19 protein-coding genes are annotated in these 26,210 nt (G+C 43.5%); 11 read left to right on the plus strand and 8 right to left on the minus strand.

What is annotated here, in order from left to right:
- Genes ACXAC4_RS00835 through tldD form a run of 3 tightly spaced genes read left to right on the plus strand, consistent with a single transcriptional unit; the run spans position 1 to position 6,225 of the window.
- Entirely contained in the window at positions 1-3,969 is a 3,969-nt protein-coding gene (locus tag ACXAC4_RS00835; RefSeq protein WP_475158377.1) for a YhdP family protein, read from the plus strand.
- A complete protein-coding gene (locus ACXAC4_RS00840) occupies positions 3,969-4,793 on the plus strand; it encodes a carbon-nitrogen hydrolase family protein (RefSeq protein WP_475158378.1) in 825 nt (274 codons plus the stop codon). Before ACXAC4_RS00835 ends, ACXAC4_RS00840 begins: the two co-directional genes overlap by 1 nt.
- Positions 4,786-6,225 carry a metalloprotease TldD gene (tldD, locus tag ACXAC4_RS00845; RefSeq protein ID WP_475158380.1) on the plus strand — a complete coding sequence of 480 codons (1,440 nt, stop codon included), beginning with the start codon at positions 4,786-4,788 and terminating at the stop codon, positions 6,223-6,225. The genes ACXAC4_RS00840 and tldD overlap by 8 nt, the downstream gene beginning before the upstream one ends.
- Positions 6,226-6,300: 75 nt before the next feature.
- On the opposite strand, the gene accC is transcribed toward tldD, so the two are convergent.
- The 5 genes from accC to cutA all read right to left on the minus strand — a co-directional run bounded on the left by accC (position 6,301) and on the right by cutA (position 10,929).
- A complete protein-coding gene (gene accC / locus ACXAC4_RS00850) occupies positions 6,301-7,644 on the minus strand; it encodes an acetyl-CoA carboxylase biotin carboxylase subunit (RefSeq protein ID WP_058028542.1) in 1,344 nt (447 codons plus the stop codon).
- A 23-nt stretch (positions 7,645-7,667) separates the two neighbouring features.
- Positions 7,668-8,132: an acetyl-CoA carboxylase biotin carboxyl carrier protein gene (accB, locus tag ACXAC4_RS00855; RefSeq protein ID WP_475158381.1), complete on the minus strand. Its 465-nt coding sequence runs from the start codon at positions 8,130-8,132 to the stop codon at positions 7,668-7,670.
- 17 nt (positions 8,133-8,149) lie between these two features.
- Complete coding sequence (gene aroQ, locus ACXAC4_RS00860) at positions 8,150-8,611, minus strand: type II 3-dehydroquinate dehydratase (RefSeq protein ID WP_475158384.1); 462 nt, start codon at positions 8,609-8,611, stop codon at positions 8,150-8,152.
- A gap of 231 nt (positions 8,612-8,842) precedes the next feature.
- Entirely contained in the window at positions 8,843-10,609 is a 1,767-nt protein-coding gene (locus ACXAC4_RS00865; protein ID WP_475158385.1) for a protein-disulfide reductase DsbD, read from the minus strand.
- Positions 10,609-10,929, minus strand: a complete 321-nt coding sequence (gene cutA / locus ACXAC4_RS00870) for a divalent-cation tolerance protein CutA (RefSeq protein ID WP_475158387.1) — start codon at positions 10,927-10,929, stop codon at positions 10,609-10,611. Before cutA ends, ACXAC4_RS00865 begins: the two co-directional genes overlap by 1 nt.
- A 188-nt stretch (positions 10,930-11,117) precedes the next feature.
- Here cutA and ACXAC4_RS00875 point away from each other — a divergent pair, with 188 nt between their 5' ends.
- From ACXAC4_RS00875 to ACXAC4_RS00905, 7 genes are all read left to right on the plus strand, one after another.
- Positions 11,118-11,660, plus strand: coding sequence for an FxsA family protein (locus ACXAC4_RS00875; protein WP_475158388.1), 543 nt, complete (start codon positions 11,118-11,120; stop codon positions 11,658-11,660).
- 149 nt (positions 11,661-11,809) lie between these two features.
- On the plus strand, positions 11,810-12,097 hold the full coding sequence (locus ACXAC4_RS00880; protein WP_058028548.1) for a co-chaperone GroES: 288 nt from the start codon (positions 11,810-11,812) through the stop codon (positions 12,095-12,097).
- A 46-nt stretch (positions 12,098-12,143) separates the two neighbouring features.
- Complete coding sequence (gene groL / locus ACXAC4_RS00885) at positions 12,144-13,790, plus strand: chaperonin GroEL (RefSeq protein ID WP_349284784.1); 1,647 nt, start codon at positions 12,144-12,146, stop codon at positions 13,788-13,790.
- A gap of 181 nt (positions 13,791-13,971) precedes the next feature.
- Entirely contained in the window at positions 13,972-15,231 is a 1,260-nt protein-coding gene (locus ACXAC4_RS00890) for an endonuclease/exonuclease/phosphatase family protein (protein WP_475158389.1), read from the plus strand.
- A gap of 244 nt (positions 15,232-15,475) precedes the next feature.
- The gene (locus ACXAC4_RS00895) at positions 15,476-16,540 is read left to right on the plus strand and encodes an efflux RND transporter periplasmic adaptor subunit (protein WP_475158391.1); all 1,065 of its coding nucleotides are present in this window, start codon (positions 15,476-15,478) and stop codon (positions 16,538-16,540) included.
- Positions 16,540-19,593 carry an efflux RND transporter permease subunit gene (locus tag ACXAC4_RS00900; protein WP_475158392.1) on the plus strand — a complete coding sequence of 1,018 codons (3,054 nt, stop codon included), beginning with the start codon at positions 16,540-16,542 and terminating at the stop codon, positions 19,591-19,593. The genes ACXAC4_RS00895 and ACXAC4_RS00900 overlap by 1 nt, the downstream gene beginning before the upstream one ends.
- Positions 19,594-19,715: 122 nt before the next feature.
- Complete coding sequence (locus tag ACXAC4_RS00905) at positions 19,716-20,201, plus strand: DUF3016 domain-containing protein (protein ID WP_349284780.1); 486 nt, start codon at positions 19,716-19,718, stop codon at positions 20,199-20,201.
- Positions 20,202-20,276: 75 nt separating this feature from the next.
- Here the strand turns inward: ACXAC4_RS00905 and ACXAC4_RS00910 are convergent, their stop codons facing one another.
- The 3 genes from ACXAC4_RS00910 to coaBC all read right to left on the minus strand — a co-directional run bounded on the left by ACXAC4_RS00910 (position 20,277) and on the right by coaBC (position 25,383).
- Entirely contained in the window at positions 20,277-23,033 is a 2,757-nt protein-coding gene (locus ACXAC4_RS00910) for a S9 family peptidase (protein ID WP_475158393.1), read from the minus strand.
- Between the two features lie 365 nt (positions 23,034-23,398).
- A complete protein-coding gene (gene slmA / locus ACXAC4_RS00915) occupies positions 23,399-23,989 on the minus strand; it encodes a nucleoid occlusion factor SlmA (RefSeq protein ID WP_130254124.1) in 591 nt (196 codons plus the stop codon).
- Between the two features lie 206 nt (positions 23,990-24,195).
- Entirely contained in the window at positions 24,196-25,383 is a 1,188-nt protein-coding gene (gene coaBC / locus ACXAC4_RS00920) for a bifunctional phosphopantothenoylcysteine decarboxylase/phosphopantothenate--cysteine ligase CoaBC (protein ID WP_475158395.1), read from the minus strand.
- Between the two features lie 140 nt (positions 25,384-25,523).
- Here coaBC and radC point away from each other — a divergent pair, with 140 nt between their 5' ends.
- Positions 25,524-26,198, plus strand: coding sequence for a RadC family protein (gene radC, locus ACXAC4_RS00925; RefSeq protein WP_058028556.1), 675 nt, complete (start codon positions 25,524-25,526; stop codon positions 26,196-26,198).
- The last annotated feature ends 12 nt before the right edge of the window (positions 26,199-26,210 follow it).

The raw sequence follows: 26,210 nt of genomic DNA on the forward strand, positions 1-26,210 counted from the left end.
ATGCAAGTCAAAGCGGTTTGTTTTTTTTGTTTGCGAAAAGTGTGGCAACTGATTGCTGTCACACTGGTTTTGCTTGCCGTTTTGGTTTCTGTTTTTCGCTATAGCTTGCCTTATGCGAATGACTATAAACATGACCTAGAAGTGCTCATTAATGAGCAGTTTAATGTCGACTTACGTATCGGCTCAATCACTGCAAGTTGGGAGGGCGTAGGTCCTGCCTTAGTGCTAGAAGACGTCACCTTTGACGATAACAACAACTCGCCAATTCGACTGCGTATCGATAACACCAGCTTACAAATTAACGTCATTGAGTCTTTGCGCTTTCTGCAGCTGAGATCTGACTATTTTGTTTTAGAAGGCTTTGCTGCAGATGTCGATTTAAATGCACTAGATATCTCAACTCAACAAAGCGATACCGAGTTTGAACAACAGGCCTTAATAGAAAGCTTATTTCTGGGGGAATCAGGGCACTTTGCAATCAAAAATAGTAGCCTTAACCTCACGATGCGCAATGGCAAAGAGCATACCTTGCTGCTTGAGGATGTTATTTGGCAAAACAATGTGTTGGCACACCGAGGCACAGGTGTGGTTGGGATCCCCGGACTTACCGAAGGGCAATTAAGTGCTGACTTACTCTTAACGGGTAAGAGATTGGCTGAATTAGCTGGAGAGGTTTACTTTCATGCATCCCAAGTAGATCTGCAAGATTGGCTATCGCCTTATTTAGACGAAAATAAACAAGACCTACACACCGATATTAATGGTCAAATGTGGATGTCATTGGCACATGGTAAGGTCAAAAACATTCAGTTGAATATGAAGCCGAGCCATATTCATTGGCAACAAGATAATCAGGCGCAGCAACTTAGCTTAATGCAGGCAAAAGGCTTGATGTTGCCAAACAAATCAGGGTGGTCGTTACAAAGTTCAGAGATTAATTTTACCCGTAATAATCTTGCTTACACTGATATTTCGATAGTTGCTGAATTGGCTGAGCGCCAATCTGTATGGTTTAAGGGGCTGGATTTACCACTTATTTCAGAGTTTATACAATTAACCAATTTACCAAATACTGACTTAATTGCTGAGTTAGCACCAGAAGGGGCACTACAAGGCAAGTTAGAATTTGAAACCAATACCGCACCAAAAGTGTGGCTCTACTCTGACAAACTAAACTGGCAATATGCCCGAGGTATTCCTGCTACTGAGCCACTGCGATTAGAAGTGAAAGCGATAGGTGAGCAGGCAGTCATAGAGCTATATTCGCAACAAGGGCAATTACATACTGCGGATATGTTTGCTAAACCGATTGCTTATGCGCAATTAGCAGGGCGTTTTGATATAGATAAGTTTAATGGTCATTGGCGTGTTACCAGTGACTCTATCTGGCTAGATAATCAAGACTTAACCCTCGCAGCAGAAATGCAGTTGCGGTTACTTGAGCAGCCTGAGCTTGATTTATACGTTGAAGTAAAAGGTGGTAACGGGCAAATCGCGAAGAACTATTTTCCACAGACGTTAATGGCTGAATCACTCATCAACTACTTAAACGGTGCCATCAAAGCGGGTCAGCATCTGGGTTCTCAAGTGTTGCTTTCTGGCAAGTTAACAGACTTTCCATATATTAATAAAACAGGTCGATTCGAAGTTTTATCTGAACTCAGCCAGACAGAGTTTGCCTTTGCGCCTGAATGGCCCGCAGTCAAAGAAGCGACTGCGACACTGCATTTTGTCAATGAGCGCATGGACATTTACGTTGAAGAGGGCAAGCTGATCAATCAGTCTATTGACGGTGGTGTGCAAGTGAGTCTGGCAAATTTAGAACAGGCAAATAACCTCATTGTCGATATCAAACAAACAACGCAAGCACAAAGCTTAGGTGCATTTTTTGCCAAAACGCCTTTAAAAGATCCCTTAACAAACGTCTTTGATGTGGTACGAGCACAAGGTGCGGTGACGGGAGATGTGTTACTTGATATTGACCTTAAAAGTCTCGCCGTAAACGCCACAGGTCGAGTGTTATTGGATGATAACTCTGTCTATTTAACTCAACCGGGCATGCAGTTAAATCAGGTAAGCGGGACATTAACATTTGATGATGAGGTTATAGATTTAAAAGCGGCGACCGCGTCTTGGCTAGAGATGCCTCTGACCTTGTCAGTACATGGCGCATCACAGGCGCAAGTTTACAAGGTTGAAATAGATACCTTACTTAAAGCGAGTACAGATAAGTTATTACCTTATGGGCATGGGATCATGGACGGTTACCTAGTAGGAACAACCGACTTAAACACGCAAGTTACATTAGATTTTGCACCACAAGGGTTCACATATAACGCCAAATTTACATCGGACTTAATCGGCTTAGAAAGTTCTCTGCCATTGCCTTACAGCAAAAAAGCTGAAACCAGTTGGCCTTTATCTGGTCAAGTACGTGGTGACGACATTTCAAACCTTATCACGGCGAGTATTCAAGAAAAGCTATTCTTTAATGCCATTTTAGAGAATGAAACAGGTCGCTTTAGCAATACCCATATCATTGCAGCACGACAAGACCGAGGTTTAGCGCAGCAAGATTTTCAGGTGTCTATCGAGCTACCTGAAATAGCATTGGTGCCATGGATAGATTTTATTGATCGATTAATCCAGATCAGCGCCCAGCCTTCAGACAATCCTAGTATGTTACCAAAGCTTCACGAAATTACTGCGCAAATTGATGCGTTAACAATTTCAGGCTTACCGTTTAACGATTTTGAAATGCGTTTAGAGCCAGTTGCAACAGGTACACAAATCCGTCTCAATGCTAAAGAGTTACGTGCGACGGTCGCGGTACCAGAAGGTGGTTCAAGTCGACCTATCCAGATAGACAGTGATTATTTACGTTTAAACGTGCCTGAAGCGGAACCGGATGATGCCCCCTCAAAACCAGACAGTGCTGAGTCGTTACAATGGCTCACCCGTATGCCTGCCATTGAGATGTTGTGTGCTGATTGCAAAGTGAAAACCTACCAACTAGATAAAGTGTCATTGTCTATGTTTGGTGATGGGGAAAAGTTTAATATTTCAGAGTTAGTGGTTGATAAGCAAGATCATGTATTTAGAGGTCAAGGTAGTTGGCAAGACGGCATGACTGAGATCAGCGGTATCATGAATAGTCGTGATATTGGTGAATTGCTTTCAGAGTTCGACTTAACCTCGTCAATTAAAGATTCAAAAGCCAATATGCACTATCAACTGAGCTGGCAAGGCGCGCCTTATAAAGTCCATGTGCCTAGCCTAGCGGGAGACATTCAATGGGAGTTGGGCGAAGGTCATTTATCTGAGATCAGTGACAAAGGCGCACGGGTGTTCTCATTACTGAGTTTAGACTCGCTAGTACGTAAACTAAAACTCGATTTTCGTGATGTCTTCTCAAAAGGCTTCTTTTACAACAGTATGGAAGGCAGCATACAAATCGCAGAAGGGATCGCGTACACCAAGGACACGAAAATGGATGGGGTTCCCGCTGATTTGACCATTCAAGGCTTTGCCAATTTAGACACCCAAGAAATTAACTATGATTTGGCGGTTGCGCCTCAGGTGACGTCGAGTTTGCCTGTGATTGTGGGGTGGATGGTGAACCCAGTAACGGGTATTGCCGCTTTGGCACTCGACCAAGTATTACACTCGGCAAGGGTTATTTCTGAAATTAAGTTTAAAGTCACAGGCACCATGCAAGAGCCTGTGGTGACGGAGATCGACAGAAAGAGTCGCGAAATCGAGATCCCTAAACCTGCACAAAGTGAACCCCCAGCACCGAGTGAGCAACCAGCCTCTCAGCCAGTTGTTGAAGGTGAGGCCGTTAGTGAGCCTTCTTCGAGTGCCACTTCGGTTAAGGCTGAGAAGTTAGAAGCAGGTCAAATCCCAGTAAAAACACAACAAAGCGAACAAAGCAAAAACAAAGATAAAGCGAACGAAGGAGGAAATTAATGCATCCTCAGGCCTTTATTGTGCAGATGTGCTCAACCATGAGCGCAGAGCAAAACTTCAACTATCTGCAACAGCAACTTACCCAAGCAAATTTAAAACAACCGACTTTAGTCTGTTTACCCGAAACTTGGTTATGTTTTAACAAAGACGGCGTAACAACGCTTGAACAGAGTAAAAGCAATTACCTTTGGGTTGAGAAGTTAGCGCAACTGTGTCGCCAATTTGGTATTTGGCTTGCTGCAGGCACCATAGCATTACCCTCTGAAAATACTGGTAAATACCATGCTGCCAGCCTACTCTTTAATGAGCAGGGTGAGGTTGTCGCGCAATACAACAAGATCCATTTATTTGATGCGCAAGTACAAGATGGTAGTGGTGGCTATCGAGAGTCCAAGTTTACCCAAGCGGGCAGTGATGTGGTAGTTGTCGATTCGCCTTTTGGCAGAATTGGTTTAAGTGTATGTTATGATGTGCGTTTTGCAGGCCTTTATCAGCAGATGATGGCACTGGGTGCAGATATTATTTTAGTCCCTAGCGCATTTACCACTGTCACTGGCGAAGCGCATTGGTTGCCTTTACTACAAGCCCGAGCCATAGAAACACAGTGCTATGTATTGGCGGCAGCACAAGTAGGGCAGCATGACAATGGCAGAGCGACTTACGGCCACAGTGTTGCTATCTCACCTTGGGGTGAGGTGTTAGCGAATGCCAAAACTGAGCTGACAAACATAGAGTGTCAGCTAGATTTATCAGAACTCCAACAAGTTCGTGCCAGTTTACCTGTGCACCAACATAACCGATTTAAGAGCACGTTTTATGAATAATGTTGAGCAGAACTTATTAACGGATAGCCAGCTTACCAGAGAGCAACTGGAGCAAACTCTAAGCTATATTCACCAACATCAAGTTGATTACGCAGATTTATACTTTCAATCAAGTTATAACGAGACTTGGGTGTTAGAAGATGGCCTCGTAAAAGAAGGCAGTTATAACATCGAGCGTGGTGTCGGTGTGCGTGCGGTATCAGGAGAAAAAACGGGTTTCTCATACTCAGATGCCATCAACATCGAAGCATTAAATAAAGCGGCAATGGCTGCGCGTAGTATTGCGCAAGCGGGCGAAAGCAAAACTGTACAAGTATTTAGTGATGTCTCAGCTAAGCAGCAATTTGCGCCACTGCAACCAATCACCAGCATGAGTGATAACGATAAGGTTGCACTATTAAAAGAGATTGAAAACTACATTCGTGAGCTTGCGCCTGATGCACAGCAGGTTGTCAGCTCGATGTCAGCGGTCTATGAAGAAGTTCTAGTAGCAGCCAGTGATGGCACCTTTGCAACTGACATTCGTCCGCTGATCCGCCTCAATTGCTCAGTATTACTTGAGAAGAATGGTCGCCGCGAACGTGGCGGTGCGGGTGGCGGTGCACGTCTAGATTATGGCTACTTTAAAGAGCTAGTCGACGGTAAGCCTCGCTGGATGGAATACGCCAAAGAAGCGGTTCGTATGGCAAAGGTAAACTTGGAGGCGATTGACGCGCCAGCAGGTGCTATGCCGGTTGTATTAGGTGCTGGTTGGCCGGGCGTGCTGTTGCATGAAGCCGTAGGTCATGGTTTAGAAGGCGACTTTAACCGTAAAGGCGCATCGGCATTTAGCGGTAAAGTAGGCGAACAAGTAGCTTCTAGCCTATGTACAGTAGTTGATGATGGCACCATGGCTGACCGTCGCGGCTCCTTAAATATTGATGATGAAGGTACGCCAGCGGGTTACAACGTGCTTATTGAGAATGGTATTTTGAAAGGCTACATGCAAGATAAGATGAATGCGCGGCTGATGGGCGTTGCCCCAACCGGTAATGGTCGTCGCGAGTCTTACGCGCACTTACCCATGCCGCGCATGACCAATACCTATATGTTACCGGGTGAGCACAGCCAAGAAGAGATCATCAGTACCGTGAAAAAAGGCGTGTTTGCGTCAAACTTCGGTGGTGGTCAGGTTGATATCACGTCGGGCAAGTTTGTATTCTCAGCCTCTGAAGCGTACTTAATTGAAGATGGCAAGATTACGCAACCGATTAAAGGTGCAACATTGATAGGTAATGGACCAGATGTAATGCATAAGATCTCTATGGTCGGTAACGATTTAGAGCTAGATCGCGGCGTTGGCGTATGTGGCAAAGATGGTCAAAGTGTTCCTGTTGGTGTGGGCCAACCAAGCTTGAAAATCGACGAAATCACAGTCGGCGGAACAGCTTAAGCAATAGTTTAGTTTCGAATTAAAGACGTAAAAAAACCGATATCATTGATATCGGTTTTTTGTAAAAGTAGTGTCTTATTGAAGACCTAGCTTTTTCTCTAGGTAATGAATGTTTGTGCCACCATTTTGGAAATGCTCATCCGCAAGGATGTCTTTATGTAATGGTGTGTTGGTTTTAATACCATCGATCACTAATTCATTTAAAGCATTACGCGCACGCGCGATTGCAACATCACGGTTCTCACCATAAGTGATAAGCTTACCGATCATTGAGTCGTAATGTGGTGGTACAGTGTAGTCAGCATAAATGTGGCTGTCCCAACGAATACCTAAGCCGCCTGCAGGGTGGAAGCGTGTGATTTTACCCGGTGAAGGAATAAAGCTCACAGGATCTTCTGCGTTAATACGACACTCAATTGCGTGGCCTTTAATCACAACGTCATCTTGTGTGATTGATAGAGGTTGACCCGCAGCGATTTTCAGCTGCTCTTTGATTAGGTCAACACCAGTAACCATTTCAGTTACAGGGTGCTCTACCTGAATACGTGTATTCATTTCGATGAAGTAGAATTCGCCATTTTCGTATAGGAATTCGAACGTACCCGCACCGCGATAACCGATTTCGATACATGCACGTGTACAACGATCACCGATGAACTTACGCATTTCAGCTGTGATACCTGGTGCTGGTGCTTCTTCAACAACTTTCTGGTGACGACGCTGCATTGAACAGTCACGCTCACCTAAGTGAATTGCATTACCTTGACCATCAGCTAACACTTGAACTTCGATGTGGCGAGGGTTTTCAAGGAATTTCTCCATGTAAACCATGCCATTACCAAAGAACTGTTTTGCTTCTTGTTGAGTTAATGCGATTGAATCAATTAACTCTTGTTCAGAGCGAACAACACGCATACCACGACCACCGCCGCCGCCAGCTGCTTTGATGATTACCGGGTAACCAATACGCTTAGCGATTTGAACGTTACGCTCGTTGTCTTCAGTCAGTGGACCGTCTGAACCTGGTACACAAGGTACACCCGCTTTACGCATCGCTTCGATGGCTGACACTTTGTCACCCATTAGACGAATTGTGTCGCCTTTAGGACCGATAAATACGAAGCCACTTTGCTCAACTTGATCTGCAAAATCAGCATTTTCAGATAAGAAACCGTAGCCCGGGTGAATTGCAACTGCGTCAGTTACTTCAGCCGCAGCAATAATACGAGGAATATCTAAGTAACTCTCAGCAGCAGCTGGTTTACCGATACAAATCGTTTCGTCTGCAAGTAGCACGTGCTTTAAGTCACGGTCTGCTGTTGAATGCACAGCAACCGTTTTAATACCTAGCTCTTTACAGGCACGCAATACGCGAAGTGCAATTTCACCTCGGTTCGCAATGACTACTTTGTCTAACATAGCATTTGCCTTCTATTGCGTGATTATTCGATGATGAATAGTGGTTGGTCGAACTCTACTGGCTCACCGTTTTCAACTAGGATAGCTTTAACTACACCTGCTTTGTCAGCTTCGATTTGGTTCATCATCTTCATCGCTTCAACGATACATAGTGTGTCGCCAACGTTTACAGACTGACCAACTTCAACGTACTTAGGTGCTTCAGGAGAAGCAGCTGCGTAGAAAGTACCAACCATTGGAGAAAGTACTTTATGACCCGCAGGCTCTGCCGTTGCTGCTGGAGCCGCTTCAGCTGCTGGTGCAGGTGCCGCCGCAGGTGCAGCTACAGGTGCTGGTGCTGCAGCATAATGCTGTGGTTGTGCTGCGATAACTGGAGCGCTGCTGTGACGGTTAATACGTACCGACTCTTCACCTTCAGTGATCTCAAGCTCTGCAATACCTGATTCTTCTACTAATTCGATAAGTTTTTTAATTTTGCGAATGTCCATGATGGCCCGCCTGTTAGTTAATTTGCGTTATTTTTGTTGTGCAGTAGATGATGTGCGGCATTTAATGCTGCTTCATAACCTAGTGCGCCTAATCCACATATCACCCCTTCGGCCACGTCAGAAAAATAAGACTTATGACGAAAAGGTTCGCGTGCATATACATTAGTAATATGCACTTCAAAAAACGGTATGCTGACACTTAACAGCGCATCGCGCAGAGCGATACTGGTATGCGTAAAAGCAGCAGGGTTAATGATAATGGCATCGATAGCTTGCCATGCATCATGAATTGTATTTATTAGCTCTGCTTCACTATTACTTTGAACATGTGTCAGCGTGATATTCAGTTGCTCAGCTTGCTTTTCAAGGTTGTTTACAATGTCAGACAAAGTTTGCGAGCCATATTTCTCAGGCTCTCTACGGCCTAACATATTCAAGTTTGGGCCATTGAGTACTAAAATCTTAAATTTTGCAGACATAATTCGCGAAATTCCTTAAAAGCTATAACAAACTAAAAATTCATTCTATTCAGTTCGTTAAACTAAGCCGTTCGATTGAAAATAGCAACTTTTTCTCACGTTCGCAGACTATTATAGAGAGTTCGTGTTAAATAGCAGCAAAATACTGGTCTAATCAGCAAGGTGATGAGATAGGTCAATAGCCTAGGCTGCTTGCTGAATTTATCAGCTCACAGCCTCAGATTTGTGTGTTTATTGTACCGTTTGGCGTACTTTTTCTAGGTGGGCGGTAAACTCTTCGGCGCTTTGAAAGCCGGTGATCCGCAAATTGCTTAGCTCGTTGCCTTGCGCATCAAAAAATAAGATGGCAGGTAAACCAACCACATTGAAGGTTTGGTAAATCTCTTTACTCACCTCATTGGTCACGGTCAGATCGAGCTTCAACAAAGAGAAGTCTTTAAACGCTTGCTTCACTTTGTCGTCTGAGAAGGTATATTTCTCAAACTCTTTACAGGCGACGCACCAATCAGCGTATAAATCGACCATGACAATTTTGCCTTGTTGGTTAGCTTGGGTGACTTCTTCACGCAGTGCAGCTAAATCAGGCAGCAGTTTAAACTTACCATCAGATGCCGTGGTAACCGCTGTTACTTTGGCTGGTGGCATTAATACATGTTTTGCCGTTAATACACCACCTATCATGAACAACACGGCAGCAGCCCAAAGTGTAGTTTTAAGCTTGCTGGCTTGCTCTTGGCTTTGCCAATGGTGTAAAAATAGTGCGGTAATAACCAGCCATACGCTGCCAAGTAAAAGAATGGTATTCCATTCAAGAATGCGTTCTAGCAAGACTAAAGGCACTACAAGCATCACGAAGCCAAACAGCATTTTCACTTGTTCCATCCAAGCGCCTGCTTTAGGCAGCAATTTACCGCCAGAAGTACCCAATAGTAACAGTGGTAGACCCATGCCAAGACTTAACACATAAAGGGTTAAACCACCTACAAGATAGTCGCCACTTTGCGCAACATACAGTAGTGCAGCAGAGAGCGGAGCCGTGGTACATGGTGAGGCGATTAAACCAGACAGCACACCCATAAAGAAGACGCCCGTGTAGTTACCGCCTTTTTGTTGGTTGCTGACGTTAGTTAAACGCGTCATAAACTTCTCTGGCAGTTTAATTTCGTACCAACCAAACATGGCAAAAGCTAATAAGACGAACAGTAGGCTGAAGCTAATCAGTACCGCAGGGCTTTGTAAGTAACCTTGAATTTGCCCACCAACCGCAGCCACAACCAGACCAAGCGCAGCGTAAGTGACGGCCATGCCTTGTACATACACAAATGACAGTGCGAATGCTTTTTTAGTCGATAGCTTTGATTGGCCAGCAATCAAGCTCGACAAGATAGGGAACATAGGAAACACGCATGGTGTAAATGCCAACAACACACCAACCCCAAAAAACACAGCTAAGTTGGTTAAAAAATCTTGCTCAGCGAGCTTATTGACGAAGTCGTTACTATTATTACCTGCTGATGCAGCCGTATCAGTGGTTTTACTTGGTTTATCTGATGCCTTGTTCAGCATAGAAAGCGGAATAGTGATCACTTCAGGTGGGTAACAGAGTCCAGCTTCGGCGCAGCCTTGGTAGCGAATTTTAACGACGGCATCTTCACCAATGTCACTCAGTCTAGAAACAACAGCCAGCTCATCAAAATACACTTCGGTCTTACCAAAGAACTCATCTTCTATTTCAACACCTGGGTCGAGTTGCGGCACTTTGATTTTGGCATTCTTAGCAATGATCTCGAGCTTATGCTTATATATGTAGTAACCAGGTGCAATTTCCCAGCCGGTGAATAAGATGGTGCCTTGTTGATCGAAATCGAACTGAAAAGCTTCGTTTACCGGTAAGAAGGTTTGTTGTTTTGGGGCTAAAAGGCTATTTAACACCGTGTTGTTCGCTGCCTGTGCGGGAAGCATAAACAGCAAGCAAAGCAAAAATGCCACTATGCGCATTAACTCAGTACCTCATTTATCCAATTAAAATAGTCAGGGTTGCCAGTCGATACATCAAGAACTTGGATCTCAGGCACATCATAGCTGTGGTGGCATTTAATACATGCCATTAATTCTTCCAAGCGTTGTACGTTGGTCTTAATGAAAAGTTTACTTTCGGTTTGCTGTTCAACTTTTCCTTGCCATACATACACAGACTCCACTTCGGGCAAAATGTTTACACAGGCAGCCAATTTTTTTTCAACGAGTATCGCAGCAAGTTTGCGCGCGTCATTTTTAGTCTCACATGAAGTGAGTACAATTTTATAATCGCTTGTCATAAGGTGTTTTTCTCTAAAACCTGTTCACCAAAACCACGTATCATACTAGCGCAATGAATGGGCTAGCCCAAACGCTCGTTTACGCAAACTTACAATATAGTTGCCATATAAAGGTGTATTTTGCGCCAGATTACTTGAAAATAGACCGAACTAGCCATATTTCTCTTTCATTGACTTTAGGAGACCCTATGTTCCGTATTTTATTTTTGCTTTTTATTGTGGTTCCCATTATTGAGATTGCGCTACTTATTCAAGTGAGTGATGTGATTGGTGGGTTTGCAACCATCGCATTAGTCATTATTACCGCCATCATCGGCGCTAAGTGTGTTAAACAACAAGGTTTAGGTGCGTATACCAATGTGCAGCAACAAATGGCACAGGGCCAGTTGCCGGGCGAGCACATTTTTACCGGTCTGTGTGTGATCATCGCAGGTGTTTTACTAATGACACCGGGTATCATGACTGACGTACTTGGTTTTCTTTTATTAACCCCAGCTGTGCGCCGCTCATTATCTAAAGCGTTATTGGCACAAGCATCAGTCAAAGTACAAACTGGCTTTGGTGGTGGTTTTGGCGCTGGTTTTGGACAAAGCGGCCAACAAAGCACGCAGCAAAACAATCCTTTTGAGCAGCAAGCAAATCGTCCATTTGAAGACGCACAATCTCGTCAACCAGAGCGTAACGTTGACGGCTCGAACACCTTTGAAGGTGAATATAAGCGTAAAGATTAAAAATTTTTAATTTTTTCTCTTGGGTTTTGAAAAATACATCCCCATAAAGAGTTGCAACAAAGATTTAAAGTTTTAGCCCAAGGCAATTGGGCTAATTGGTAGAAAATTAACATTCTGTCATTGTTCAAATTGTTAGGAGAACGACACACATGAACATTCGTCCTTTACATGATCGCGTTATTGTTAAGCGTCTAGAAGAAGAAACAAAGTCTGCTGGCGGTATCGTACTAACTGGTTCTGCAGCAGAAAAATCAACTCGTGGTGAAATCGTTGCTGTTGGTAACGGTCGCGTGTTGGACAATGGTGAAGTGAGAGCACTTCAAGTAAAAGCAGGCGACACTGTACTGTTTGGCTCATACATTGAGAAAACAGAGAAGATCGAAGGTCAAGAGTACCTGATCATGCGCGAAGACAATATCTTAGGTATTGTTGAATAAGTCGAACTTACGGTTTTTACATACAGAATTTAGAGGAATATAAGACATGGCAGCTAAAGAAGTATTATTCGCAGGTGACGCACGCACAAAAATGTTAGCGGGCGTAAACGTACTAGCAAACGCAGTAAAAGTAACTTTAGGTCCAAAAGGCCGTAACGTAGTACTAGACAAGTCATTCGGCGCACCAACTATCACGAAAGACGGTGTATCTGTAGCGAAAGAAATCGAACTAGAAGACAAGTTCGAAAACATGGGCGCACAGATGGTTAAAGAAGTTGCGTCTAAAGCAAATGACGCTGCAGGTGACGGTACAACAACTGCAACGGTACTAGCACAAGCTATCGTGAATGAAGGCCTTAAAGCGGTTGCTGCGGGTATGAACCCAATGGACCTTAAGCGAGGTATCGACAAAGCAGTCGTTGCTGCAGTTGAAGAACTAAAAGCGCTTTCGGTTCCTTGTGCAGACGCAACTGCAATCGCACAGGTAGGTACTATTTCAGCTAACTCAGACAAAGAAATCGGCGACATCATTGCAGAAGCAATGGAAAAAGTAGGTCGTGAGTCTGGCGTTATCACAGTTGAAGAAGGTCAATCTCTAGAGAACGAACTAGACGTAGTAGAAGGTATGCAGTTTGACCGCGGTTACCTATCTCCGTACTTCATCAACAACGCTGAAAAAGGCCAAGTTGAACTAGATAACCCACACATTCTTCTAGTAGACAAAAAAGTATCTAACATCCGTGAGCTACTGCCTACACTAGAAGCGGTTGCTAAAACAAGCAAGCCACTACTAATTATTGCTGAAGACCTTGAAGGTGAAGCACTAGCAACGCTAGTAGTTAACAACATGCGTGGCATCGTGAAAGTTGCTGCAGTTAAAGCGCCTGGTTTCGGCGACCGTCGTAAAGCAATGCTACAAGACATCGCAATTCTAACTGGCGGTACAGTTATTTCTGAAGAGATTGGTCTAGAGCTTGAAAAAGCAACGATTGAAGACCTAGGTACAGCTAAGCGCGTTGTTATCACTAAAGATGATACAACAATCATCGATGGTGTTGGCGAGCAAGCTTCAATCGATGGTCGTGTTGAGCAGATCAAAGCACAAATCGCAGAAGCAACCTCTGATTACGACAAAGAAAAGCTACAAGAGCGTATGGCTAAACTAGCTGGCGGCGTAGCAGTAATCAAAGTTGGTGCTGCAACTGAAGTTGAAATGAAAGAGAAGAAAGACCGCGTTGAAGATGCGCTACACGCAACTCGCGCAGCGGTTGAAGAAGGTGTTGTACCAGGTGGTGGTGTTGCACTAGTTCGCGTAGCCAGCAAAATTGCTGAGCTGTCAGGTGACAACGAAGACCAAAATCACGGTGTTAAAGTAGCACTTCGTGCAATGGAAGCACCACTTCGTCAAATCGTTTCAAACGCAGGTGACGAAGCATCAGTTGTTGTAAACAACGTGAAAGGTGGCGAAGGTAACTATGGTTACAACGCGGCAAACGGTACTTACAACGATATGATCGAAATGGGTATCCTAGATCCAACTAAAGTAACGCGTTCAGCACTTCAGTTCGCTGCATCAGTTGCGGGTCTTATGATCACAACAGAAGCAATGGTTTCTGAAATCCCGCAAGAAGCACCAGCTGCACCAGACATGGGTGGCATGGGCGGAATGGGTGGCATGGGCGGTATGATGTAATCACCCCCTAAGCACTAAACGCTTATAAAAAACCTCGCATTTGCGAGGTTTTTTGCGTTTAGAACTATGCTTAGCAACTCGTCGTAATGCGTTGAGTTATTGGAATTAAGTATTTAATCTAAGGCGATTTTAAATTCTAACAGCTGCTGAGAACCGGGCTCAGCACGTAAAGGATATTCTCATGAATAAAAGTGTATTGGTGTTTAGCATATTAGCCAGTTTAAGTGTGGCAGGGTGTTCGTTGAATCATTCAAACACCAATGAGTCGACTAGATTGTCATCTCAAGAAACACAAAGCCAAATACAAACCAGTGATTTGGGTGAGCCTGCCAAGCAAGGTGAGCTTCGAGTTGCGGTTTTTAACGCGTACTTAAATCGCAAAAATGCCGGCGATATTCTGGCCGACGTACAAAGCGGTAACGATACACAAATTAAAAAAGTGGCAGAGATCATCCAACGCGTTCGACCTGAGGTTTTATTACTGGCTGAGTTCGATTATGTGGCTGATGGCAGTGCGGTGAAAGCGCTGCTTAAAAATTACTTAAACGTCAGTCAAAATGGTGTGAAAGGCATTGATTACCCTTATTTTTACCTTGCAGAATCTAACACGGGCATTATCACTGAATTTGATTTAAACAATGACGGCAAAGCGGGTGTCGGCGGTGGGGACGCTTATGGCTTTGGGGTCTTTCCTGGGCAATATGCCATGGTGTTGTTGTCGCAGCATCCAATCATCACAGATGAAGTACGCACCTTCCAAAAGTTCTTATGGAAAGACATGCCCAATGCAACGCTGCCAGTAAACCCAGAGACGGGCGAAGCCTGGTATAGCGAAGAAGAGCTTGAAATATTTAGGTTGTCGTCGAAAAGCCATTGGGATGTGCCAGTTAAAGTGGGTGATGAAGTTATTCATGTCCTTGCCAGTCACCCAACACCACCCGTATTTGACGGTAAAGAAGATAGAAATGGCTTACGTAACCATGATGAAATTCGCTTTTGGTGGGATTATGTGGATCCAAATGCATCAGACTACATTTATGACGATCACGGTCAAAAGGGCGGGCTAGGCAAGAACAAGCGCTTTGTGATCATGGGCGATTTAAATGCCTCTCCTGATGAAGGTAACGGTACGGGCAACCCAATGGCTAAATTATTTGCCAGTGAATATATCAATGGCAAACTCACGCCTGTTAGCGTGGGCGGAGTTGAGAATGCACCCAATAATCAATTTTCTGCGACTCATACTGCCGATTGGAAAATGCGTGCTGATTATGTGATCCCATCAACATTTGGCATTCAGGTTGAGCAAACCGCGGTGTTTTGGCCGAGCAAAACGGATGCAAACTATCATCTAGTCGGGCCGGGTCTGCAAAGCTCAGATCATCGTCTGGTTTGGTCTGATATTACATTAAATAAGCTGGCAACTGATGATACTAAGTAAAGCGGTAAAATAATTTATTACACCGCATTATTTATTTTGAAGCTTTCTTGCAAACCGAAGCTCAAAGGCTTCGGTTTTTTATACCTGAAAACGTAAAATATGGCATCTTAGTTGGTAATTAATTTTTAGAATACAGCCTGTTATTCTCATAAAACTTGAAAAGTCGACTAGTATTAATGTCATGTAATTATAGTGATTTACATCCTGCCCTTTGAAATAACAACTACATCATGGTGATAAGACAATGAAAACAAGACAAACGCTTATGATGGTCGCAACTCTGACGATCATACTCACTGGCTGTTCTGAACCGCAAAGTGATATGGCCAACCAAGAACAACTAAGGCCAGTCAGAACATTGCAACTTGTTAAGCAAACAGAAGGACCATTACAGGAATTTCCGGCTGTTGTGGATGCGGCGAGCACCGCAGACTTGTCGTTTAAAGTGTCAGGCTCTATTACTGATTTATATGTAAAGCAGGGTCAACCGGTACAAGCGGGTGATCTGATTGCGCATATAGATGATACAGATTACAAATTAGCTGTAGACGAAGCACAAGCAAATTTTGATAAGGCCAAAGCCGATTTTGCTCGAGCTGAACAATTGATTGTCTCGGGTACCATTAGTCAGTCAGATTACGATAAATTAAAGTCGCAATTTACTAGCGCTAAAACCAAGTTAGCAAATGCGAAAAACAATCTTGCATATACCACCTTAAAAGCCTCATTTACCGGTGTTGTATCACGAACTCATGTAGAACAATTTGAAGAGATACAAGCCAAACAAGCCATTGCGACATTACAAGATATCGAACACATTAACTTAAAAGTGAATGTGCCTGAAAGCATCATGATCCGCGTCAGTAAAGAAGCGCCAAAACAGGTGTTTGCTGAATTTGCTGCGATAAATGAAGAGCGTTTTCCGCTGGAATTTGTCGAAGTCAGTACACAAGCTGATGAAGCGACAAAAACTTATGAAGTGACTTTTAGTATGTTACCTCCTGAGGGCTACAATATTTTACCTGGTATGACAGCAAAAGTGATGGCAGGTACGCCAAGTCGTACAGCAGCAAACCTGTATTTACCGTTGGCGACTGTATTAAAAGATAGCCAAGGTAATTATGTATGGACGGTCGAATCTCAAGGAGAAAACAAGGGTAAAATAACGAAAACACCAGTCGTCATTGGCGAAATTTCATCACTAGGCTTTCCTGTTATTTCAGGCGTAGAGCAGGGGGATTTTGTTGTTACCGCGGGTATGAGTAAGGTCACCGATGGGCAAATAGTGAAGTTTTCAGGAGGTAAGTAATGAATATTACTCGTCTCGCGCTAGAGAATAATCGCACCACATGGGTGCTGATCCTAGTGCTCTTATTATCGGGGATCACTGCCTTTGACAAAATGCCGAAAGACTATGACCCAGGCTTTATTATCCGTACTGCGCAAGTGGTGACTTACTTTCCTGGTGCTAGTCCGCAGCGTGTTGAAGAGCTGGTGACAGATAAAATCGAGAAAGTGGTACAGCAAATTCCTGAGCTCGACTTTGTCAGTAGTACCTCAAAAACGGGGGTATCGATTGTCAGTGTTAACATTAAAGAAAGTTACAAAGAGATGCGGCCGATATGGGATAACTTGCGCCGTAAAATTCAGTCGATAGAAAAAGATTTACCGAGCGACGCTCAAGCCCCCATCGTCAATGATGAGTTTGGGGATGTGTTTGGCGTTGTGATTGGGTTAACCGCCGAAGGTTACACCTATCGCGAAATGGAAGAAGTGGCAGAGCAAGTGCGAGATCAATTATTGCGCTTACCAGAAGCCGCCAAAGTCGACATTTTTGGGGTGCAAGAGCAGCGTGTCTTTATTGAGTTTGAAAATGCCAAAATGGCGGCATTGGGTATCACCCCGAATCAATTAAAAGATCAACTTGCGGCTCGTAACATCGTAAACCCTGGCGGTTCAATCTACATTGAAGATGAAACTTTGGCGTTAGAGCCTAGTGGTAATTTTGAGTCAGTGGAAGATATTGCCAATACCATCATTAATGTCTCGGGTAGTCAGCAAGTGATCTTGCTCAGTGATATTGCCCGTGTCTATCGCGATTACGTCGATCCTGCGAAGAGCAAGGTAAGAGTTGAGCAGCAAAGTGGCATGACTATCGCCATTTCTATGCGTCAAGGTGGTAACAATCTGCTACTCGGTGAGCAAGTCATTAATGCCCTGCACCATCTTGAATCGGTTTATCCGATTGGGGTTGAGTTTAAGCTGCTGTCATTTTTGCCCAAAGAAGTTGAAAAGAAAGTGTCTGACTTTGTGTCTAACCTTTTACAAGCTGTTTTAGTCGTGACTGTGGTCATGTTGTTTAGTCTTGGTCTAAGAACGGGTTTGATTGTCGCGAGCCTTATTCCAATGAGTATGGTGTTAGGCATTTTGGTGATGTCGTTTTTCAATATCAGCATCGACCAAATCTCTTTAGCTGCATTGATCATCGCATTGGGTATGTTAGTAGACAACGGCATCGTAATGTCTGAGAACATTATGGTTCAGATGGAGCGAGGGAAAGCGGCCATAGACGCAGCAGTTGATTCGGCACAGGAGCTGAAAATTCCATTGCTGGTGTCGTCTCTCACAACGGGCGCAGCGTTTTTACCTATCTTTTTAGCAGAATCGACGACGGGGGAATATACCGCCTCGCTATTTAAAGTGGTGACCATTACCTTACTATGTTCTTGGTTATTGGCGATGACCATGATCCCAATGCTATGTGTGTACTTCACTAAAGTGAAGAAAGAGTCTGCTAATTACGATACTGGTTTTTACCTGTTCTATAAAAACATTTTGGCTGGACTGATTAGGTATCGTTGGTTCACAGTACTCGGCTGTGTGGGTATGTTGTTTATTGCTATCCAAGGTATGCAGTACGTGCCTAAATTGTTCTTTCCTCCGTCAGATCGTGATTATTTTAAAGTTGAATTAGAGCTCCCTATTGGTACGCGCATTACTGCGACAGAGTCAGTTGTGCGTGATGTAGAATCGTTTATTGCTAACAACTTAAAAGTAAACGAACAAACAGAGCAAGGCGTTACTGATTGGGTAAGTTATATCGGTAACGGTGGGCCTAGGTTTTTGTTAACGCATAGCCCTGAGCCAACCAGCTCGAACTATGCCTTAATGATCATCACCACGACGTCGTACAAGCATATTGATAATGTGATGAAGCAAATTGAAGACTATGCGTTGGCACGCCACCCAGATCTGCTCTTAAAGCTGAGAAAAATCGAAAATGGCGCACCGATAGCAAACCCGGTTGAAGTGAGGTTGCTCGGTGATGACATCAATGTACTGATGGGGATTGTTGATGAGTTAAAAGCGAAAATGCGCGAAACAGCGGGCTTAAAGTCAATCAGCGACGATTGGGGCTTACCAATTAAAAAGCTACAAATCAAAATTGACCAAGCACGAGCTCGAAGAGCGGGCTTGTCGAGCCGAGATATCGCAAACTCTTTACAAACTGGCTTGAGCGGCATGGAGCTTACCAAGTACAGAGAAGGCGATGAGCTTATTCCGATTACCTTGCGTTCAATCGCAGGTGACAGACAAGATATTGGTAAGCTTGAAGCTATGGTGGTGTATTCACAAGCAACAGGTCGCTCTGTGCCTCTGAAGCAAGTTGCTGACATCGAAGTTGTTTGGGAAAGCGCACAAATTTTACGTCGTGATCGCCTAAAAGCCGTTAAAGTTGGGGCGCAAATTGAAGGTATTACCGCCAATGAAGGGTTTGCCCAGCTACTTCCTTGGCTTGAGGAGCAAAAAGCAAATTGGCCGTATGGCTATGACTATGAACTCGGTGGTGAAGCTGAATCATCGGGCAAAGCCAACCAGTCAATTGCCGATAAGATGCCGATAGCTGTCTTTATTATTGTGATTCTATTAATAGGCCAATTTAACTCAATTCGTAAGTCAGTCATTGTGCTCACAACGATCCCACTTGGTTTTGTCGGGGTTGTGGCTGCGCTGTTACTCGGTCAGTCATTCTTTGGCTTTATGACACTTCTGGGTGTAATTTCACTGGCGGGTATCGTGATCAACAACGCGATTGTATTACTTGAGCGTATTAAGATGGAGTTAGATGAAGATAGCAGTCATCCTATACAAGCCATTATTTATGCAGCACAACAGCGTATGCGACCGATTTTACTGACAACCGCGACAACAGTTTTGGGATTAATTCCTCTGTACTTAGGTGGCGGCGAAATGTGGGAGCCCATGGCGCTGACTATTATGGGCGGGTTGTTGTTCTCGACCCTTTTAACCCTAGGAGTCGTACCTGTGTTGTATGCGTTGCTATTTGGCATGAAAAAGTAGCAAGCTAGAACAGTTCGTGTCTAAGTGTAAAAGTGTAAAAGTGTGTAATTGTGGCCCTAAAAAGGTTCCCATTACGCATTTTTTTGCTCATTATAGAGACGAAAGTCTTTTAGGAGGTCATCATGAAAAAGTTATGTTTCACCTTACTCGCTTTGAGTATGCCATTTTTAAGTATCGCTGGAGAGGCGAAAGTTACTTGGAAAGACTTTAACGATTACCGCGATGTCTATCCAGGAAAGGAAGTGAAAGGCGCATATCACAAACGCGTCGCTAAGCAGTTTGAAAAGCATATCAGTAAATTGGCTGAACAGTTACCTGAAGGTTACAAATTAAATGTGACTTTTGATGACATAGACCTTGCTGGCGACGCGAGAATGAACATGCAAGATATACGTGTGATAAAGCCAATTTATTTTCCAAGGTTGACTATAAGTTATACCGTACAAGATAAATCAGGCGCGACGGTAAGTAGTGCTGAAAAGCTAGTATTAAAAGATATGAGCTTTATGGATCGCATTAAGAAAGGTCGTGAGACGTCTTTCTATTATGAAAAGAAACTATTGAGTGAGTGGTTTGAAGATAAGGTTTTGGTCAAAACCAGCGCTTAAACTTTTAACGCACTTAAAATTAAATAATAAAGCCTGCAGTTGCAGGCTTTATTATTGTTATGAGTAATTGTTTAATTACTCTGGTTGGTGTTTAACCCCATTTTTGATCCAATCAGCCGCAGGTTTTCCTTTCAGGTGATGATCAAAGTACTCCATCATACGAATTGAGAAATCCACTTGGTTGGGGAATTTCTTCAAGTGATGTGGCTCGCCCTCGTATTGTAAGAAAATGGCATCTTTATTGTGTCTACGAAGTGCTAAGTAGTATTGAATGCCTTCTTGCCATGGTACCGCGCCATCGTCATCACCAAACATGATCAGCACAGGTGTATTTACTTTGTCGGCAAAGAATACAGGCGAGTTTTCAATGTATAAATCGAGTGCTTGTGTCAGCGGTTTACCAATACGGCTCTGACCAGTTTCATACTGGAACTGACGGGCAAGGCCCGACTTTAAACGAATACCACTATATGCCGATGTCATATTCGATACAGGGGCACCTGATACAACCGCTTTAAACATATCTGTTTGCGTGATCATAAAGGCACTTTGGTAGCCTGCCCAAGAGTGACCTTGTAACCCAATCTTATCAGGGTGGGCAACTCCCATATCAATCAGCTTTTGCGCGGCGTTGATCATGGTTTGAGTTGATGATGGGCCCGGCTTACCAATTTCAAAACGAATATCAGGTAAGAACAATGCGTAACCGTTCGAGGTAAACATTGGGAAGTTCGGTCTGTGGTTTAACTCCATTTTCGGGAAGTTATACATACGTTGGCTCATATAGCGGTAGAAATAAATCACCGTAGGTACTTTATCACCTTCTTTATAGCCAGCAGGTTTGATTAGCACACCTTGTAAGTCTTCGCCGTTATAACCTTTATATTGCACTAATTCAGGTTTGCCACCCCATGCAAAGTTCTTCACTTGTGGGTTTAAGTCTGTCACTTTTTTAGTCTTTGCGAATGTGCTGGTGGTTTGCCAAAAATCAGGGAACTGATGATAGCTTTCTGTGGTGAAAATCAGTTTGTCGGCATGTTTAGCTTTAGCGACTAGTGCATAGCGGGCTTCGCCTTTTAGTACTGTTTTTACTTTACCTGTTGCTAGGTCCAGCGTTGCCACGCCCGACTGTTTATTTTCAGTGTTGTGGGTATGCAGCATTAAGGTGTCATTTGTAGCAAAACCAAGCTTATTTTGATCAAGATACTTTACGCGGTATTGGGTGTTTGTTTCGCGGCCCTTTGTTAATCGAGTCGCGTGTTGTGTATTGACGTCGAATGCCCAAATATCAAACTTCGAGTAGACATACACAATTGAACCATTAAGTTGCCAACCTGCAAAACCATAGCCTGGTTGCTCGCTCGGGTAGTCATGCTTGTCGTCGGCGAAAATCGCCTCTTTGATAGCTTTGGTTAGAGGTGACAGAGATTGCGATGATAAGTCTTTTAACCAAACCTGCTGGTCTTTAAAGAATGCAGCATGGCTACCAGTCGGAGACAGGCTTGGTCTAAACGGTGAACCTTCGATGATCTTGGTTTGATCGCCAGTTTTCACATTAATGGCAGCATAATCGTTGAAGAAGCCTTCATACATAATGCGTTCTAAATGTGGCTTATCGTTACTTGCGAGTAAGAAGTTCGCTTCGGTGTTTAAGCGAATATTTGGCGCTTGCTCGTTAGCAAGCTGCACAACTTGCTCACCATTTAGATGATAAACTGCTTGATAGTGGCGGTTTTTATTCGCTTGTTGCCATGTTTTGGCTTCACGGGTTTTAATTTCAGCATCGTTATTGTGCCAAACCTGTAGGCCTTTTTGTGCACGAATAGTGTCGAAGTCAGTGAGTGATGCTTCGTCTTTATACTTCAACTCTTTTTCTTTAGCTTCAAGCAGGGGGCGGTTTTGGAAGTATAAGCGCTCACCTTGCTCAGACCAGGTTAGTTTAGCTGTTTTACCTGTGAACCACCCTGTTGGGTTATCAATCTCTTTTAGGGTATTGGTATCACTGTGCCATAGAGTAATTTGATGGTCGCGACGACGTGTATCATCATTGACATAATTGGCCATGTTAAAAGCAACAATAGGCTTTTTAGGGTGCCAAATTGCTTGGCTTAAGGTGACCCCTGGCTCGTTGAACAAACTGCTTTGCGTTTGCGTGTTTAAATCAAAAAAACCAATGTGGTTTTTTGCGCCGTGTTCATCGTGAACATTAAATAGTACGCCATATTCTTTAGGGCTCAGCGCAAACTTACCAACATGTTCAATGGTCGTTTTGCTCATATCACGCAGGTTTACGATTACCAGTGAATAAAACTTGTCTTTTTTATCTGCCTTAATTTCGCTTTCAGGCTTGTCAGCTTTTTTGTCTTTTTTATCGTCTTGTAGTTTTTCTTTGGTGCGATAAGCAAGCCAGTTACCGTCATCACTGATTTGGTAATCAACTACTTCAGCAAAGGTGGTTTGCTTATGTGTGTTGGTATCAATCAGAATAAGCTGGTTATTTAGTTTTTTCTTATCTTTTTTCTTGGTGGTTTCTTTTTCTAATAGAGTAGGCACCTGCGTGAATGACACCCAGTTTGCAGCCTTATTGATATGTGGTTTAGTGCCTTGTGGAACTCGGGCAATGATTTTATTAGTCTGTAAATCGTAGACTAGGCCTTCGCTATTGCCGCGATAGGGCTTTGCAGAAAAAGTTAGAAATTGGCCGTTTTCAGATAATTGCTGACCTTGTGCATAGCGAAAGTCAAATACATCCTTAAACTCGAGATTTGATTTCGCCGCAACAGGCAAGCTGCACAGCACACTGGCTGCAATAAGAGAGTGGAACGCCTTCATGGTGCAAACCTAATTTTACTTATAAAGGTTTTTTTTATCACGCAGCAGGTAAAGACAAAAGGGCGATGCGGTCAATAACAGTAAGATACCAATCCTCAATAAGACTTAATCATTTTGAGGGATTAAAACTGACGTTAGCTTTGTTGAAAATTTCTTATTTAGAACAACTAAATAGCAAAATTTTCGCCTTGCCTTCATGGAAGTAAGTACCTCAGCGATAGCAGGACGCGTGAGCGGCCCTACCGACAAATTTTACTTGCCTCAAAATAGATCACTTAATTAAGAGGATTGGTATGAGAGGTGAAACAGTGATTTTGGGGCACAAAAAAAGCGACATCTGTCGCTTTTTAGAATTTAATTGGCGATTAAGCTAACCAGATTTTTTGCAACTCTTGCCACTGTGCTTCAAATTGACTGCTTGGGCGAGTTTTAAAATCACTGCGAACAAATTGGTTCATTTTGCCTTCGATGTAAGCCAAGAAGAAATTGGCCAATGCCGCTTCGTCGGTGGTAAAGGCTTTACCTTCACGAAGCTTGCGTTCACGTAGAACTTGTTTGAATTGGGTTTCTAACTTTTCAAACAGGCCTTGAATGCGCTCACGCAAACGCTCTTGTTCACCTTGTAGTGCATCACCCGTTAAAATACGTGTGATCCCAGGGTTCTTTTCTGCAAATGCTAGAATAAGAAGCAAGATATTATAAATACGACCCTGAGTTTCTTTCTCGTTATCTAAAATGATGTTGATACGAGAAAGTAGGGTGTCTTCAATGAATTCAATTAAACCTTCAAACATGCGTGCTTTGCTTGGGAAGTGGCGGTATAACGCCGCTTCAGATACGCCCACTTCAGCTGCTAATTTTGCAGTTGTGATACGTTGACCAGGGCTGGTTTCAAGCATTTGTGCGAGAGATTGTAGTATTTGCTCTTTGCGATTACTGCGCTTAGTCGCTGGCATGAATGGTCCTTTAATTTATCGTTATTATGTTCTATTTATACTTTGTATTATGCGGTGCATAATTTAGTGTAAGCCCCAACAAGCTCACACTTTGTTGGGGTTATGTTAATGGTTTATTCAGCTTGGTGCCAGTGTTTTAAAGTGACTTTCATTCATGTTTTGTACTGAAAAAAATACACCTTTGTAAGCCTTTGTTTTAAGGGTTTTTATAGCTTTTCGGCAAGTGCCTCTAGTAGAGACGTTGCTAGCTCAGCTTTACTATTAACCCCTAAATTGCGCTGATCATCATGCCAGAACAATGTTAACGCATTGTGATCGGAGTTAAAGCCAAGGCCTTCTCGAGAGACATCATTGGCGCAGATCATATTGAGGTTTTTCTTTTCTAATTTGCCTGTGGCGTATTTTTCAACATCTTGTGTTTCAGCTGCAAAACCTACCGTGTAAGGGCGATTATTTTGTAGTGCGGCAACTTCGGCAATAATGTCTGGATTTTTCACCATAGTGAGGGTGATCTCATCGCCTTGTTTTTTGATTTTTTGCTCGGCCACATTGGCTGCACGGTAGTCAGCAACCGCAGCACAACCAATAAAAATATCTGAGTTTTGCGCATGCTCAAGCGCGGCATCTCGCATCTCTAATGCACTACTGACTTTGATGACTTTAGCTCCTGTAGGAGGTGTTAAAGTCACAGGGCCAGAAATAAGGGTCACTTTTGCACCTAATTTAAGGGCTGCTTCTGCAATGGCATAGCCCATCTTGCCTGAACTGTGGTTGCTGATATAACGCACTGGGTCGAGAGCTTCGCGGGTTGGGCCTGCAGTAATTGAAATAGTTTTACCTGCCAGTACGGGTTCAATGTCATCGCGCGTACAAAGCTCAACGAGTTCCATTGGCTCTAGCATCCGACCCGCACCCACATCGCCACATGCTTGTTCGCCTTTACCCGGACCCCAAATATTCACGCCACGATTAGCAAGGGTTTTTAAGTTGGCTTGTGTTGCTGCGTGGGCGTACATTTGTTGGTTCATTGCGGGGGCAATAGCGATTTTAGCTGGCGTGGCAAGTAATAATGTGGTGAGCAAATCATCGGCAATACCTGATGCCATTTTCGCGATGATGTTTGAACTTGCTGGGGCAACGAGAATTAAGTCAGCCCATTTGGCAAACTCAATATGGCCCATGGCCGCTTCAGCACTCGGGTCGAGTAAAGAATCAGAAACAGGTTCTCCAGATACCGCTTGCATAGTCAGTGGAGTAATAAAATGCTTGGCAGAATCGGTCATAACCACTTTGACATTGCAGTTGCGCTCTTTTAATCGTCGAACTAATTCTGCACATTTGTAAGCAGCAATACCGCCACTGATCCCCAAAACAATATTTTTTGCCTGTTTCATAGCTTGTTAAATCCAGTAAAAACTTGCCTAAACTCTATCATAGAGAAGTGACTGAGGGGTAACCTGCTTTTGTCTTTTATGATCCTTTGACTACACTTTAGTGCCTAGGAACAAAGGAATTAAGGAATTAAGGACAAACTATGCAATTGAGTGCATTACCAAAACACACCCTACCAAGAGAAAAGTTATTGAAAAAAGGCCCGCATGCATTGAGTGATGCAGAGCTTTTGGCAATATTTTTAAGAACTGGTATCGCCGGCATGAATGCCATTGAATTGGCAGAATCACTACTAACCCAAAGTAGGTCATTACAAAATTTATTTAATGCCAGTCTAAAAGAGTTCTCAGCGTTGAAGGGGTTGGGGGAGGCCAAATATGTACAATTACAAGCTGTACTTGAATTGAGTAAACGCTATATGCGTGAAGCATGCTTGCGCGACACGGTATTCACTTCGCCTGATGCGGTGAATGACTACCTGTGTTTGCAATTAAAAGGGTTAGAGCACGAAGTGTTTATGGCACTGTATTTAGATAACCAGAACCAACTTATTCATGACGAGATTTTATTTAATGGCACAATAAACGCCGCGAGTGTTTATCCTAGAGAAGTGGTAAAAGCGGCATTGAAGCATAATGCGGCCTCATTAATTTTTGCGCACAATCATCCCAGTGGCATTGCTGAGCCGAGCGAAGCCGATAAGTTAATTACCCAAAAATTACAAAAAGCCCTCGCTTTAGTGGACATTCACGTATTAGATCACCTTATTGTCGCAGGGAATCGCTGCATATCTTTTGCACAGCGAGGCTTGATTTAAGTGATTTATAGA

The organism is Pseudoalteromonas sp. AWM4_233 (genome assembly GCF_056158285.1).

Excerpts from the sequence above, each read along its gene's own strand:
- ACXAC4_RS00835 (WP_475158377.1), top strand. The coding sequence starts at position 1 with ATGCAAGTCAAAGCGGTTTGTTTTTTTTGTTTGCGAAAAGTGTGGCAA.
- ACXAC4_RS00840 (WP_475158378.1), top strand. The coding sequence starts at position 3,969 with ATGCATCCTCAGGCCTTTATTGTGCAGATGTGCTCAACCATGAGCGCA.
- tldD (WP_475158380.1), top strand. The coding sequence starts at position 4,786 with ATGAATAATGTTGAGCAGAACTTATTAACGGATAGCCAGCTTACCAGA.
- accC (WP_058028542.1), bottom strand. The coding sequence starts at position 7,644 with ATGTTAGACAAAGTAGTCATTGCGAACCGAGGTGAAATTGCACTTCGC.
- accB (WP_475158381.1), bottom strand. The coding sequence starts at position 8,132 with ATGGACATTCGCAAAATTAAAAAACTTATCGAATTAGTAGAAGAATCA.
- aroQ (WP_475158384.1), bottom strand. The coding sequence starts at position 8,611 with ATGTCTGCAAAATTTAAGATTTTAGTACTCAATGGCCCAAACTTGAAT.
- ACXAC4_RS00865 (WP_475158385.1), bottom strand. The coding sequence starts at position 10,609 with ATGCGCATAGTGGCATTTTTGCTTTGCTTGCTGTTTATGCTTCCCGCA.
- cutA (WP_475158387.1), bottom strand. The coding sequence starts at position 10,929 with ATGACAAGCGATTATAAAATTGTACTCACTTCATGTGAGACTAAAAAT.
- ACXAC4_RS00875 (WP_475158388.1), top strand. The coding sequence starts at position 11,118 with ATGTTCCGTATTTTATTTTTGCTTTTTATTGTGGTTCCCATTATTGAG.
- ACXAC4_RS00880 (WP_058028548.1), top strand. The coding sequence starts at position 11,810 with ATGAACATTCGTCCTTTACATGATCGCGTTATTGTTAAGCGTCTAGAA.
- groL (WP_349284784.1), top strand. The coding sequence starts at position 12,144 with ATGGCAGCTAAAGAAGTATTATTCGCAGGTGACGCACGCACAAAAATG.
- ACXAC4_RS00890 (WP_475158389.1), top strand. The coding sequence starts at position 13,972 with ATGAATAAAAGTGTATTGGTGTTTAGCATATTAGCCAGTTTAAGTGTG.
- ACXAC4_RS00895 (WP_475158391.1), top strand. The coding sequence starts at position 15,476 with ATGAAAACAAGACAAACGCTTATGATGGTCGCAACTCTGACGATCATA.
- ACXAC4_RS00900 (WP_475158392.1), top strand. The coding sequence starts at position 16,540 with ATGAATATTACTCGTCTCGCGCTAGAGAATAATCGCACCACATGGGTG.
- ACXAC4_RS00905 (WP_349284780.1), top strand. The coding sequence starts at position 19,716 with ATGAAAAAGTTATGTTTCACCTTACTCGCTTTGAGTATGCCATTTTTA.
- ACXAC4_RS00910 (WP_475158393.1), bottom strand. The coding sequence starts at position 23,033 with ATGAAGGCGTTCCACTCTCTTATTGCAGCCAGTGTGCTGTGCAGCTTG.
- slmA (WP_130254124.1), bottom strand. The coding sequence starts at position 23,989 with ATGCCAGCGACTAAGCGCAGTAATCGCAAAGAGCAAATACTACAATCT.
- coaBC (WP_475158395.1), bottom strand. The coding sequence starts at position 25,383 with ATGAAACAGGCAAAAAATATTGTTTTGGGGATCAGTGGCGGTATTGCT.
- radC (WP_058028556.1), top strand. The coding sequence starts at position 25,524 with ATGCAATTGAGTGCATTACCAAAACACACCCTACCAAGAGAAAAGTTA.